The sequence below is a fragment of the Gammaproteobacteria bacterium genome, from assembly GCA_022450155.1.
Classification (GTDB): domain Bacteria; phylum Pseudomonadota; class Gammaproteobacteria; order Arenicellales; family UBA868; genus REDSEA-S09-B13.
This window is the reverse complement of the sequence record JAKUQR010000025.1, coordinates 1-13,955: the sequence shown is the minus strand read 5'-3', so window position 1 is coordinate 13,955 and position 13,955 is coordinate 1. Positions and strand designations below refer to the sequence as shown.

Here is a 13,955-nt window from a genome sequence, read left to right as displayed (position 1 = left end):
GGATGATAGACTGCATGAAACAGTGGCACACTTGCCAAAAGTTAGCGACGTTTGAGAATTGAACGTGGAAGGACTGCTGAAAAACATCGAGAAAACTGGCTCCCCGGGCAAGACTCGAACTTGCGACATATGGATTAACAGTCCACCGTTCCAATTTTTTCTGTTACACGATAGTTCAGTAAATTCAACACATTCAAGCACCTCAACCCTGCGCTTGTTTGCCCTGAATGGACTGGAAGGGACAGAAAAGGACTCCAGTTAGGTACATTTTAGGTACAGTGACAATACGTTCCTCATTGACAGATATTCTGAGTCTTCTCACCAGATGCAACTAAAGCTCGCCAAGATAATCCTTCTCTGAAATTTCAGCAGGGGCCCCAGTCGGATTTGAAGATTGATCCGGCTTTTTAATGGAACGATCCATACCCCCTTAAGGCCAATAATCGAGATCGATCCACGCACATGCAGGCTTGAGGCCCAGCTTATTAATTTCCCCAAATATTGTTTTGGGAAATTTTCTATCAATTTTTTCAACAAATAATTCGTCGCTGAACCTGCTCGAAGTAGGGGAGTGGGTCAGAAGGTATGAAGGGGCCGTTTAGAGTGATTCGATGGAGATTCGGCCCTAATCCCTTGAGACCAATCCCAGTTTTCAGTGGAACGATCCACTGGCCCCAGTCCTGCTATCGGGACCCACACTTAGGGGTTATATCCAGTTTCTAATTGTCCCGTCGTAGTGGCCAGCGCGGTTGGGTATCGAGTCCTAGACGTTTTGCGATTCGGGCACCAACTTCACGCGAACTGTCGATCACCTCACGTGCATTCAGGCGTGTCGATTGATAGTCGTCGTAGATGATCTGGCCGTCGACGAGAACTGTGCGTACGCTTCTGCCATCAGTGGAATAAATCAGTGTGCGGACCACGTCATGTCCTGGTGCCCATTCAGGACCTGACGTATCGTAAAGAGTCAGATCGGCACGCTTGCCTTCTTCGATGGAACCTATTGTGTCGTCGGCGAGCGTAGCTTTAGCTCCTTCAATGGTAATCATCTCTAGTGCGGTCTCAGCAGGCACAAGCGTCGGGTCCATGCGAGCATCTTTGAAGAGCCCCGCAGTTAGAAATGCTAGACGCACAGGATCGAAAGTTCCACCAGACGATGCCCCATCAGCCCCGAGTGAAACTGTGACGCCGGAATCGATCATCTCGGGAATTTTCCCCACCTGCGTAGTGCCTTTTGCAAGCCTCATGGCGGCGCCTGGGCAGAACGCTACCTTTGTCCCGTGATCGGCGAGTAAAGCGACTTCCTCATTGGTTACAAACGTGCAATGGGTCAACAGTGTGCTTTCGTTCAAAACATCAAGGCGATCAAGATGGGTTATAGGCCAGCTCCCGGTCCGGGATTTGCTGAGTCTCGCCTCTTCTCGTGATGAGGCTATGTGATAAGCAATGGGAGATCCGTAGCTGTCGGCGAGCTTGCGGATTCCGCGAAACAAATTGTCGGAGGTGAAAAACATCAGGCCATAGATTGAGGCCCAGAGTCGTATGCGGCCATTGGCCCTTTCCGGTCCTCGGCTCAGTAGACCAGCCACCTCCGCCAGCGCCGCCTCGGTACTGGGGTGCCACAATGCTGTGCGCATCTCATCAGTCAATGTCTGAGACTCAGGCAAGATATCCGTTATACCGCGACCCAACACTGCGCGCATACCACTTTCCTCAACTGCCTGTGCGACAGCATCCACGTGTCCCAGAGAACCAAGGATATTAACGTCGACAAAGGTGCCGGTGCCGTTAGCTATCATTTCAAGGCAGGCTAACCGAGCGCTGACATATGCCTCCTCCTCGGTGAGAGTTGCGCAGAACGGATTAGCGTACTGGTTGGCCCAGTCAAAGGTTGAGAGAGTGTCCGGTATCAGTCCACGGCTCAGGTGTTCTACAGTATGGACATGTGTGTTCACGTAGGCCGGCCCGATGATGCAACCGGCGGCTTCAATTACCCTACCTTCTTGATGGGCGCGCGCCAGGTGATTGTGATCCAGCTTGGCAGTCTCAGCAATCTTGGTTATCAGACCATCTTCGATTAGCAAGGAATGATGAGGCAGGATTCGGCGATTGCCGTCCAGCGTTAAGATCGAGTCTGCGTCACGGATTAATAGCATTGAGGTGTTAAGTTGTTCTCATTTTTTCGTAAGCAGTTGTCTCGGGGTCGACAGGCGTGTGCGGTAATTTCTTGCTGGCATATACGTAAGCGTCCGGTCTGAACCAGCTGGCATCATCAATAACACCCACTCTAATTCCACGACGGTCCGGAGAATAACTACCCGACGAAAACATCTGTGATCCACAAGTTGGGCAAAACTCTTTAGTCATAGTGGAGCCTCGGTCACTCTGGTGTTGATAGGAGTGCGTCTCACCGGTGACTAGCAGGGTTTCAGTTGGCACGAATACAAATGAAGCATAGAGACTGCCACCCGAACGACGACAATCATCACAGTGACAACAGCCTTGGAACACAGGTTCCGCGCTGCATTCAAAACTGACGGACCCACACAAACAACGACCGCTGATATTTAATGTCATTACAGTCTCCAGTGTATATTTATTCTAAAACACGCCGTGGAAAATAAAGGGACACAACATTAATCGGTGTGTTGACCATTTCACTGATGACGAGATCGCCGCACACACTACAAAGCAAATAGGCATCAACTGGCGCTAATCCGTGTTCTCTTGCGAGGTAATCGATCATTTCAGTTGTTGCCATGCGTGCGGCCTCTCGGAGATCAGGTCCGACACCACAGGTGCCGTAGTAACCGCTACTATCGAGATGACGCACAACAGGACCAGGAGTAACGAATCTTGGCCCGCCTAGAGGATAGTCCTTCTCCAATTCCACCCGTAGTGCTACAGACATTGGTGATTCAAGTGCAGTCCCAGCAAGTTCACCATTGCCCTGGGTTGCATGGGTATCACCCAGCGATAGCAATCCCCCAGCTGTCTCGACGGGTAGATAAAGAATCGTGCCAGCTGCTAGATCGCGAAGGTCTAAGTTTCCGCCAGTAGGATACGGAGGAAGCGCAGGATGGGTACCTTCCGCACCGGGAGCTAACCCGATGATCCCTGGAAAAGGTTTAAGCGGAACACGGGCAATATCCGAGTAGGCAACTGGTTCGATACCAAGTTTGTCGTAGTGCCAAATTTTTAGGAAAGGTTCAAGGAATTGGTCATTCAAGATGCCGAAGATGTTGGTGATGGCACTCCATCCCCAGCCAGATGGCTGGAAGGACTCGATAGTTATCTTTAGTGCGTCCCCTGGTTCGGCACCATCTACCGCTAGCGGACCAGTTAGCGGTGCAAATTGTGTCCAGTCCACTGAAGCCAGGTCGGTGGCCACGGTATTTTCAGTGATTTGTCCTCCGGAACTATCGATGCAGTCGAACTCTACGGTATCTCCGGGAGCCACTGTTTGGACGGGAGTGTTGGCTGGATTCCAACCCATGTGGTGCTCGCGAGCGTGGATCGTATGTGCATTACCAAAAGACATGTCGATTCGTCCAGGACTGTGGTATAGAGACTATAGTTTTATCACTTTTCTTTCCGAAACAATATAGAGATTAGTAGCTTTGTCAGACGTCGAATTCCAGCATGATGTTGCTGAAAATTTTCTGCTGTCTAGTAAGACTTGCACCTCGCCCGCGTCGGCGAGTGAAAAGCTGTACCTTCGCGTTGTGACAGCACGCTTCACAATATCAGTCACAATTAATCAATCACTGCGCACGCCTATCCCACGCGAATGTGACTGAAAGTGACTCAAATAGCCTGGAATGGACTCCTGTCGGTTACGTTTTGGTCACGTTCCGAATCAAAGCCAACGTCCTAGGAACGATCTAACCCTAGTAAAGGGTTGATGTAGAAGGGAAGATTTGGTGGAGCCGAGGAGGATCGAACTTCCGACCTTCGCATTGCGATACCAAGCTTCACACTAGCAGTCAAATTTAATCAATCACTTACGCACACCGATCCCGCGCGGATGTGACTCAATGTGACCCAAATGGAGTGGAGTAAACACATTTCGGTCACATTCTGGTCACAGTGCTATTACCTTCCTCATTGACAGATATTGCGAGTCTTCTCACCAGATTCAACTTAAGTCTGGCGGAGAAATTCCTTCATTGAAATTCCAGCAGGGGCCCCAGTCGGGTCTGAAGGTCGATCCGGGTTTTTAGTGGAACGATCCCCCCTTAAGTTCGATAATCGAGACCGAACCACGCAAACGGACCTGAATAGACTGGAGAGGATAGTAACGGACCCGGTTTCAGCACATCGCGGCATTATTCGTCGACGGTTAATTGGTTCGATCTCTGTCTACAGTCGGGAAGTAAGATCAGGGCTCCCATTACGCAAACAAATAGCGTTAGGGGCCCGAATCCTTTGAAACCAACTACGAGATAGAGCCACCCTCCAAGGACAGACGCCGTGAGCCAACCGATGCTAGCCACAGAACTGTTCAAGCCCATAATAACTCCCCGTACTTCTGTAGGTACATCAGCCAAGGCTGCCATCAACGGTGGGCGAGATAAAGCGTTAAATAGGGAAAATCCAATCCCTAGAAATGCAGTGGTTACGAGACCTGGAGTCCAAAGGAACCACACTAGTGCAAAACTACCAGACAGCAATAGCATCCCTGCACTGCTCACTCTGCGAAAAGGAAATCTGTCTGCGAGTTGTCCTCCCAAAAGGGTGCCGGTGATGTTCCCAACGGCAAATCCTGCCAACGGTAGAGCAATTGCTTCGATTTCAAGATCATATATAGTTCGCAAAAATGATGGATAGTAAAAAGTAGCCAGTCCAAAGCCGATTCGCTCCATGATCAATGAGCTAAAAAGGCGTACGACAGGAGCTGTTAAGGCTTGCCTAAGTGTTAGTTGTTTGGAGCTGGCCCGCTTGTTTATTTCACTTGGTTTTTGTGAATTATTGTTTGCGTTAATTGCAAGGAGGATCCCAGCAAGAATCGCCACACTTGCAACGGAGATTTGTACACCGCGCCAGCCGATCCAACCTCCTATCCACGCAGCCAACGGTATGCCAATCAGTAGAGTAAGAGACTGGCCACTCATTACCCACCCTAACGCCCGGCCACGTTGTTGGTTGTCTGTTCGTAAAGACACTTCAGTCATCGAAGCAGTGCTAAACGAACCACAGAAAATGCTAACGAACCCGATACAAATCACTAGTGACCAATATTGTTCGATAATCACGGTGGCGACCAACGATGTTGCAAGACCAGCAGGGCTAATAACTAGAAATATTTGACGCCCCCATCGGTCTGCACCCTTTCCGGAAAGAAAAGACGATATTCCCCAGACAACGGCAGTTAGTCCAAACAGATTGGCGATTGCAGGCAAGCCAACTGCGAAGTCGGTTGCCATTTCAAGTAGAAAAGGGGCCCGCGTCGAACCACTCGCGGTCGCTGCGAACATGCCTATACAACAAGAGATCACAAGGGCCCAAGGCATTGTATGACTGCGACTCCAGGGTGGAGGTTAGGTGGTCCGCACTAGGTATCTTATGCTTCCGCATAGAGTTCCTAGTGGAACAGTAGGCTATTGAAGCACTACAAGTAAATCGAGGGTGCTGCAAAATTTGAACTTGCGATCCTTACCGCGTAATGCAGTAGTCTACCGGAACAAGTCCTAGAAACCCTTAACTTATCAGGCTCTGACTCCACGCAAACGGACCTGAATGGACTGGAGAGGACTGGAACGGACCCAGTTTCAGCACATTTTCAGCACACTAACTCAGGGGTACCCACACCCTTTGTATAAAATAACGAATTCGAATATCCAGCCCACAAAGCGGTGGGAATTTTAAGCACTGAGCAACCAGTCAGTTGTGATGGGTCTGCTTTATCTCGACTTCCACGAAAACAAATTCATAGTCGTTGTTGTTTATCACATTGTGTTCCACCCCGGCTTGGCGGAAGTACGAGTTGCCGGTGACCAGATCTGCTGTGACGGGGTCATCGGAAGTCTTGAGTAACAACTGCCCTGTGACCATTGGTATGACGACGTAGTCGTATGCGTGCCTGTGCCACCCGGTCTCAGCGTTTGGCGCGAAGCGCCACTCGGTTACGCGGGATTTGGCGTTATCAATCTGAATCGTGGGCACCACCGTTGGTCTGTTCTCCGTCATAATGAGCATTGCCTCGGTGTTAAATGTTGTTGGAAAGCCGAATTCTCATGGCCGGATGTAAATAGAGTGTCTGACGCAAGGGCCAGCAATATAGCGCGAGACCAGGCGGGTCAGTTAACATCCGCCAGTAGTAGTAAATTGCGTTCGCAAATCTGAACAGGACGCTGAGTTATTCTCTCAAAACGACCTATAAGTGAGCACAGTAGCAAACAGCATTAGCGCGGACCGTAGGGTACACGGCTGGTGTGCGCTTTGTCGGTCACGCTGTGGGTGTATTTCGATTGTCCGCGATGGCCGATTGACTGCGGTTGAGCCGGATCGCGACCACCCCACCGGCCGATCACTGTGTGCCAAGGGTCAGGCGGCGCCGGAACTGGTCTACAGTGCCGATCGGATACTTTACCCGATGAAACGGACCCGACCGAAAGGGGACAGTGATCCGGGCTGGTCTCGCATCAGCTGGGATGAGGCGCTCGACACTACGGCGTCGCAGCTGCTGGAAAATGCTCGCCAATTTGGCCCAGAGAGCGTTGCCTTTGCCATTACTACCCCGAGCGGTACTGCCATATCGGACTCTATCCACTGGGTCGAGCGGTTGATGCACGCCTTTGGCAGCGCTAACAACTGCTACGGGACTGAGATCTGTAACTGGCATAAAGATGTGGCACCTACTTACACATTTGGCACCGGTGTTGGTGTGCCTGACCTTGACCATGCTGGCTGTATTCTTCTGTGGGGATATAACCCGAATGGCTCCTGGTTGGCGCAGGCGCAACGCCTGGCCGACGCCAAACGTCGCGGGGCGCGTACTATCGTGGTGGATCCTAAACGAAGCGGACCTGGAGTGAAGGCCGACCAGTGGTTACAGGTTCGCCCCGGTACCGACGGCGCGCTCGCACTCGGCCTTGCCCATCTGATGATTGCAGAAGGCACCTACGACGCCGACTTTTTGCGTCGTCAAAGCAATGGCCCGGCGCTGGTTCACCCTAAGGAAAAGCGGCTGCTGGTTGAAGCAGACTTTTCTCGAAACGGTTCTATCTCCGCTTGCGTGGGCTGGGATCAAGCGTGTTCAGCTCCCGTGCCGCTAGGCCGGTCGGTATCTACAGGCGATTCTTCACCCGACTGGCTTCTCGAAGGTGAGGTCGAGGTCAACACTCTGACTGGACCGGTTATTTGTCGACCAGTTTTTGATCACTACGCCGTATTGTGCAAAGACTATTCGCCGCCGAAAGTCGAGGTCATCACGGGTGTACCCGCAGCTCAAGTGATTGAGACTGCCAGGTTAATCTGGGCGTCGCGACCCGTGTCATGGTATGCCTGGTCCGGTGTGGGCCAGCATACCAACGCAACCCAGACGGCCCGTGCAATTACGCTGCTTTATACGCTGACGGGCAGTCTCGGACGGGTCGGAGGCAATTATCAGGCTGCCAGGTTGCCGGTTCCTGATCTATCAGGCTTGGCGCTGAGGACTTCGCGCCAGCGGGCTTTGACACTCGGTCTTGCCAGTAAGCCACTGGGACCGCCGAAGGACGGTTGGTGTACATCGGACGATCTCTACCGTGCGATCATCGAAGCCGACCCCTATCCTGTGCGCAGCCTTCTGACTTTTGGCGCCAACCTGCTTGTTTCACATGCGGGAACCCGTCGAGGTGCCGAAGCACTGGAGATGCTCGACTTTCAGGTGCATGCTGATCTGTTTCTCAACCCGACCGCTGCATACGCGGACATCTTTCTGCCCGTCAATTCGCCTTGGGAGCGCGAGGTGCTGCGGGCGGGGTTCGAGATCAGCCCTCAGGCCCAGTCATGGGTCCAGTTAAGGCCCGCGGTCATTCCGAGCCGCGGTGAGTCGCGTGACGACGGCTGGATCGCATTCCAGCTCGCTAAGCGCCTGGGGCTAAGCGATGTCTTCTGGGACGGTGACCAGGAGGCTGCGCTGCGCGAATACCTGTCAGCAACGGGCCTGTCGTTGGAGACACTCCGCGCCAACCCTCAAGGGATGAATGCTGATCCTGAATCTATCCAGGATGCCAGTCAGGAGGTCGGTTTTGCCACGCCCAGCGGGCGAATTGAGATCTGGTCCGAGACGTTCAGGACTCACGGATATTCACCCCTGCCGGATTACGTCGAGCCGGCGCTCAGTCCAGTAAGTCGACCCGAACTGCTGGCTGAGTTTCCGCTGGTTCTGGGCTCCACAAAGCCTCATCAGTTCTGCCACAGTCAGCATAGAAACTTGCCATCTTTGCGTCGCATGTTGCCGGATCCTGTCATGGAGATACACCCGGACGCCGCCCAGGCACGCGATATTCAAGATGGCGACTGGGTCCGGATTAGCACACCGTCAGGTAGCGCCCATGCGCGTGCGCGATTGAACGCCTGGCTACGGCCCGACACGGTGATGGGTCAGCATGGCTGGTGGCAGGCGTGCGAAGCACTCGGCAAACCAGGATACCCGATACTTGGCGAGCACAGTGCCAACTTCAATCTGCTTGTTGATGATACGGAAGCTGACCCAATCAGCGGTTCTGTCCCACACCGATCCGGTCTGTGTCAGGTCACACGACTTGCCAAGCAGCAGGATCTAGAAGAACTGGAAGGGACAGGAATGGACTCAGTTTCAGCACGTTTTCAGCACACGACAAATTCGGAGCAGGAAGGGGCCAGCGGAACTGGCCTAAAAGCAGTGGAAAATGGTGGGCGCGGCTGGATTCGAACCTCCGGCCCCTGCCTCCCGAAGTAAGTGACTACGCCTACGATAATTAACTACCAATCCCATCTCCTTACCATAGTCTCGCCATATCACTCTATTAAGGTGAAGAGGTTTACGGTTTTAGTGGGATGTTGGGAATTAAACTTATCTACTACATAACTATTTGGATTTAAGATGGGGAGATGACACGCCTGTTCAACCGCTTTGGGATGTGTGTGCCTTGGACAATGTTGTTAGCTGTTATGTTGGTTGTATTTGTAGCAGCACAGCCCGCTCAAGCAGAGCAGAGGCCTGGCACGTTGCTACGTGAGACCGTAGACCAGTTGCTGGATGAACTCAGTAATAACCGGCCAAAATATGAAGCCGATAAGTGCCAGCTGTATTCCGTAGTAAATCGTCTTGTCCTACCGCTGTTTGCGATCGACAAGATCAACCGACTCATTCTGGGTAAGCATTTCAAGGCAGTCAGTCCTCAAATGCGAAATCGGTTCAGCCGTGCTTTTATGGAGATGCTAATAAGAACCTACGCGACAGCCATGTTCGAGTACACCGATCAGGAATTGGTGTTGAAACCACCAGAGAGCCTGGAGTTCGATAAGTCCGCAGGGACTGCCCTGTTGCGTCACCGCGTCCCGGTTTCTGGGCAGGCGCCAGTGCTGGTCGATTATGTTTTACGGAGAACAACGGACGGCCATTGGCAGATTTTGGATATCAAGATTGACCATATCAGTCTTGTGCTGACTTATCGCCTCCAGTACGACCATATGATCAGGAAAAAAGGGTTTGAACTACTTCTCTTTACGCTAGAGAAAAAGGTCGAAGATTGCTGAGGACCGTTACTGAAACGGTCTACTCTGATTTCGGTGAGTCCAGGTGAATAGAAATTAGCTACAAACGCGCTATGAAGCACATCCCCACATTCCTCTGCCTGTTCTTGCTTAGTGGTGTTGTAATTGCTGACATTACAGGTAAAGCCCACGTCACTGACGGCGATACGGTAAAGATAGGCGACATCCGTATCCGCCTGCATGGCATCGACGCACCAGAACAGAAACAAAAGTGTTGGAAGACTGGGCAAGCATGGTCATGCGGACAAGAATCGACGAAGACGCTGAACACTCTAATCAATAATCAGATCATCACTTGCAAAGGTGATACGACTGATCAATATGGAAAACTCATCGCTGTTTGCTACCTAAAAACAACGGATCTGAATGCAGCAATAGTTGAAGCCGGGATGGCTCTAGCTTCTCGCAAATATTCAATTCAGTATGTTCCCAACGAACAAAGCGCACGACAGAAAAACAAAGGCATTTACTGGGATCACCTTTTACATCCAAACACCTGATTTGTTCTGGCAAAAGAAAATCCTGTCGTAGCAGGGTTCTCCGGTAGATAATGGTTCTTTATATTGCCGCCACCTGAATTCCCTCCAGCATCGTTACCCATGCCAGCAGAGCTCCCATCTGCTCTGCCTTGGCTGATTTCAACTGTTGGTTCTCTTGTTGCAGGTCGAGTTCTATAACGACGATGTCAGCTCGTTGATAGAGGCGATCGACATCTGGCGGAAGCGGATAGATTTCCTGACGCAGGTTGTGGACCGAGCCGAGCGACCAGAGCTCACCGGCACGATCGCCCGTCACGCGCCAGACCGACGGCTTGCCCCACTCGGCAGCCGATAGCACCAACAGAGCGGGTATCAACAGCCTTACATTCGATCCGCCGCGTCGACCCAGTCAACCTCTGTCGTTATCTTACCGTCGGGTTCCAGTACCAGCCATCTCATGCCTGGCGGGCGACTGTCGAGTGCAAACAAATCGCTGTCGGGCAGGAACTGGAAGCACGTGGATGGCGTGCTCAAGAAACGCACGTTGTTTCGCTCTCGATCGGATGCCTGATGAACATGCCCCCAGAGCACGGCTCGCACCTGATCATGTCGATCAATGGTTTCCAGAAACTCCTGTGCATCGCGTAAGCCGACCTCGTCCAGCCATGCGCTGCCCATGGGGAGCGGCTGATGATGAATGCAGATCAAGACTTGCTCTTCCGAGTATCTTGACAACGACTCTTCCAGGACGGCGAGTCCATCGTGACCGAGCGCGCCCGCGTCCTCTCCCTTCTGAAACGTGCTGAGCAGCATGACGCGCCACTCACCCAGCTTCACGTCGCCGCACAGTTGAAACGGCGACGTCATCAGCAGCTCAGTCATGAGAACCGGATCGTCGTGATTGCCCGGGATGCAGAATACGGGCAGGCCGAAGGCCTGGAGCGTTTCCCGAAAGCGCTGATAACCGGCTCGGCTCTTATCCTGAACGATGTCTCCTGTGACGACGATAGCATCCGGCGGCCACCGGGAGTCCTTGCGGATATGGTTCAGTACATCAAGAAAGGTTTCCTGCGTGCTGACACCGCACATTCGGCTGTTTTGTTCGGCATGCAGGTGAGTGTCAGTGAGTTGCAGAAGCACCGTCGCGCGCTTGTCGCTACTCTGGGCCATATTTCAGAGCCATAATTTGAACCATCATCTTACGAAGGGTCGTGTGCGATTTAGGTATCATACTGAATTCTCCTATAGGCCGAACCAGCACTGGTTCACAGTTCAGCCGGTTGCGGAGACTGTCCTCAGCGAGCGACGATCTATACCTTCTACCAGATTTACCGCCAAAAGCAATGGCCCGATCGCATTGACCGGAAATTCCTTCGATCAACATGTCTTTAGGTAGAACTCACCTATTACCGCAACAATGAAACCCCTCACCTTCCTCTGCCTGTTCCTATAGAGTGGTGTTGCTAGTGCTAAAAGGTTTACGGTGTTAGTGGGATGTTGGAGAATTTCGTAACAGGAATAAGATAGCGGTATGAAATTTCTCTCCAAATTATTTCTAGCCGTTCTATTGCTGACAGTGACTTCTGTCAGTTGGGCGGCTTGTCCTGAAGGCACCAAGAACAACTACAAGGGGGAGTGTGTGTATGCCTCGGGATTTATTGGGCTGGCCGGGCATCCCTTGGCGGTGGAGCGTGTCTTCCCAAATCTTGATTTCTGGCATTTGACCAACCTAGAACAACCAGAAGACGGTTCAGGTAGGTTCTTTGTAACTGAACAGGGTGGTCTTATCCGTGTCTTCCCCAACCGGCCAGATGCCAACCAAGCACCTGTCTACCTGGACCTGAGTGGCCAGGTTAGTAACAAAAACAGCGAAGAGGGGCTCCTGGGGATGGCCTTCGACCCAAAGTTTAAAGACAACGGTTTTTTCTATGTTTATTACTCTGCCTCCAATCCTCGCCGCTCCGTCGTCTCCCGGTTCTCAGCTAGCATCGCTGACCCCGATTTAGCAGATCTTGGAAGTGAGTTAGTAATCCTAGAAATCCCGCAACCCGCGGGTAACCACAATGGGGGTCAACTGGCTTTTGGCCCCTACGGTTATCTATATATAGGCGTAGGCGATGGTGGATGGGGCGGAGACCCTTTTGGCAATGGGCAAAACACGGGAACACTTTTAGGCGCCATTCTGCGGATTGACATCTCCAGCGCCAGCGCCAGTGAAAGCTACAAGATACCCGCAAGCAACCCGTTTGCCAGTATAGAAGGGTCCCGCGGGGAGATTTTCGCCTACGGCCTGCGCAATCCCTGGCGTTTTTCTTTTGATATGGTGCACGGTGAAACGCGGCATTCCGATAGTGAGAAATACGAGCCGAAAGGACCCGTGGAGATTTGGGTGGGCGATGTTGGTCAAAATCTATGGGAAGAAATAGATCTGGTTCGCATTGGCCTTAACTACGGGTGGAACGTGATGGAAGGCAGTCACTGTTATTTCCCCAATACCAATTGTCTGACTTCTAGACTGGAGTTGCCAGTGCACGAATACGGAAGAGAGGGCGGGTGCTCAGTCACCGGCGGTTACGTGTATAGGGGAAACCGCTTACCCTCCTTGACTGGAACTTATGTTTTTGGTGACTTCTGCTCGGGCAAGATTTGGGGTATGCGTTATGACGGTACTTCGGTGACCTACAATCTCCTCTTGGCGGACACGGGGTTGAATATCACCTCCTTTGGCCAAGATTTAGAGGGGGAAATATACATCCTGTCTCGCAACGACGGAATCTACCGACTAGCGAACCCAGATGAGGACAACTGAAGACCCTACAATAGCGGTATAAGAACTTACATCACATTCCTCTGTCTGTTCCTGCAGAAAGGTTTACAGTTTTAGTGGGATGTTGGGAATGACTATCCCAGTCGCTCCACCTCAACTAACCATAACCAAAGGTCTAATTACAAACGACAACTAAACAACATTTACAAGAGAGGTGGAACCAATAGTAAGTCGGCAAAGAAATACCTTGATATGTTGATAGAAGGTTAGGAGGAAATATGACTAACTTTATTGTGTATGTTGAGCAACTGGAATATGAAGAATATGAAGTGGTTGTAGAGGCAAAAAGTATCAAATCAGTCGAGGAAGAATGGGAAGGGATTAGTAATGTTGTGGATGAGTATTGCTACAACGATGCCACAGAATATTTGGATGATGATGGAACGATATTTAGAACCGAGATAAAACTTGTCCTTGGAACACAAGAGAGGAAGAAACTATGGGTAGATGATTATGAAGTAGTTTCAGTAGTGAAGGTGGATGAAGGGGAATATGATCATGAATAGATACAAACTAACCTATCGTCGGTCAAGGGTAGAGGAATATGTCCTTGCCCTTAGTAGTGAAACACTTGATGAAGATGGTGTAGAAAAAAAAGTGATGGAAATATGGAAGGAACACGGTAGTGAAATAGTGGATAGATGGGGAGAGGATTATTCTAGCCTCAGAATAACTACAGGTCGGTTTGACCATTCCTCTTTATTGGAAGTGGAGTTGATAAATGTTGTTTTAGACAAGAGAGCCACTCAAGTAGACAAGAGTAATTTCTAATCGCGTCCTACACAGATAATCTGTGGTCGGTGGATACAGATGTATACCTCGCACACACACCCTTAACCCAGCCTTTCCACCAAACCCTCTGCTCTTAAATGCGTATAGCGCATCGTACTGTTGAGATGAATTTT

The 13,955-nt window shown here is 51.2% G+C and carries 12 protein-coding genes; 6 read left to right on the top strand and 6 right to left on the bottom strand.

What is annotated here, in order from left to right; translation table 11 throughout:
* Positions 1 to 719: 719 nt before the first annotated feature.
* The 4 genes from MK323_12295 to MK323_12280 all read right to left on the bottom strand — a co-directional run bounded on the left by MK323_12295 (position 720) and on the right by MK323_12280 (position 6,189).
* Entirely contained in the window at positions 720 to 2,156 is a 1,437-nt protein-coding gene (locus MK323_12295) for an amidohydrolase family protein (GenBank protein ID MCH2482929.1), read from the bottom strand.
* 440 nt (positions 2,157 to 2,596) lie between these two features.
* Complete coding sequence (locus tag MK323_12290; GenBank protein ID MCH2482928.1) at positions 2,597 to 3,541, bottom strand: acetamidase/formamidase family protein; 945 nt, start codon at positions 3,539 to 3,541, stop codon at positions 2,597 to 2,599.
* A 787-nt stretch (positions 3,542 to 4,328) separates the two neighbouring features.
* Positions 4,329 to 5,426: an MFS transporter gene (locus MK323_12285; GenBank protein MCH2482927.1), complete on the bottom strand. Its 1,098-nt coding sequence runs from the start codon at positions 5,424 to 5,426 to the stop codon at positions 4,329 to 4,331.
* A 457-nt stretch (positions 5,427 to 5,883) separates the two neighbouring features.
* The gene (locus tag MK323_12280; GenBank protein ID MCH2482926.1) at positions 5,884 to 6,189 is read right to left on the bottom strand and encodes a cupin domain-containing protein; all 306 of its coding nucleotides are present in this window, start codon (positions 6,187 to 6,189) and stop codon (positions 5,884 to 5,886) included.
* Between the two features lie 193 nt (positions 6,190 to 6,382).
* On the opposite strand from MK323_12280, the gene MK323_12275 reads away from it, so the two are divergent.
* From MK323_12275 to MK323_12265, 3 genes are all read left to right on the top strand, one after another.
* Positions 6,383 to 8,926 carry a molybdopterin-dependent oxidoreductase gene (locus tag MK323_12275; GenBank protein MCH2482925.1) on the top strand — a complete coding sequence of 848 codons (2,544 nt, stop codon included), beginning with the start codon at positions 6,383 to 6,385 and terminating at the stop codon, positions 8,924 to 8,926.
* Between the two features lie 152 nt (positions 8,927 to 9,078).
* Complete coding sequence (locus MK323_12270; GenBank protein ID MCH2482924.1) at positions 9,079 to 9,726, top strand: ABC transporter substrate-binding protein; 648 nt, start codon at positions 9,079 to 9,081, stop codon at positions 9,724 to 9,726.
* Positions 9,727 to 9,797: 71 nt separating this feature from the next.
* Positions 9,798 to 10,244: a thermonuclease family protein gene (locus MK323_12265; GenBank protein MCH2482923.1), complete on the top strand. Its 447-nt coding sequence runs from the start codon at positions 9,798 to 9,800 to the stop codon at positions 10,242 to 10,244.
* A 58-nt stretch (positions 10,245 to 10,302) separates the two neighbouring features.
* Here MK323_12265 and MK323_12260 read toward each other — a convergent pair whose 3' ends face one another.
* Positions 10,303 to 10,581, bottom strand: a complete 279-nt coding sequence (locus tag MK323_12260; protein MCH2482922.1) for a TraB/GumN family protein — start codon at positions 10,579 to 10,581, stop codon at positions 10,303 to 10,305.
* 23 nt (positions 10,582 to 10,604) lie between these two features.
* Positions 10,605 to 11,393 carry a 3',5'-cyclic-AMP phosphodiesterase gene (gene cpdA, locus MK323_12255; GenBank protein MCH2482921.1) on the bottom strand — a complete coding sequence of 263 codons (789 nt, stop codon included), beginning with the start codon at positions 11,391 to 11,393 and terminating at the stop codon, positions 10,605 to 10,607.
* A 361-nt stretch (positions 11,394 to 11,754) separates the two neighbouring features.
* Between cpdA and MK323_12250 the strand changes: the two genes are divergently transcribed.
* The 3 genes from MK323_12250 (at position 11,755) to MK323_12240 (ending at position 13,821) form a co-directional block, all read left to right on the top strand.
* The gene (locus MK323_12250) at positions 11,755 to 13,032 is read left to right on the top strand and encodes a PQQ-dependent sugar dehydrogenase (GenBank protein ID MCH2482920.1); all 1,278 of its coding nucleotides are present in this window, start codon (positions 11,755 to 11,757) and stop codon (positions 13,030 to 13,032) included.
* 236 nt (positions 13,033 to 13,268) lie between these two features.
* Positions 13,269 to 13,556, top strand: coding sequence for a hypothetical protein (locus MK323_12245; protein MCH2482919.1), 288 nt, complete (start codon positions 13,269 to 13,271; stop codon positions 13,554 to 13,556).
* Complete coding sequence (locus MK323_12240; protein MCH2482918.1) at positions 13,549 to 13,821, top strand: hypothetical protein; 273 nt, start codon at positions 13,549 to 13,551, stop codon at positions 13,819 to 13,821. The genes MK323_12245 and MK323_12240 overlap by 8 nt, the downstream gene beginning before the upstream one ends.
* The last annotated feature ends 134 nt before the right edge of the window (positions 13,822 to 13,955 follow it).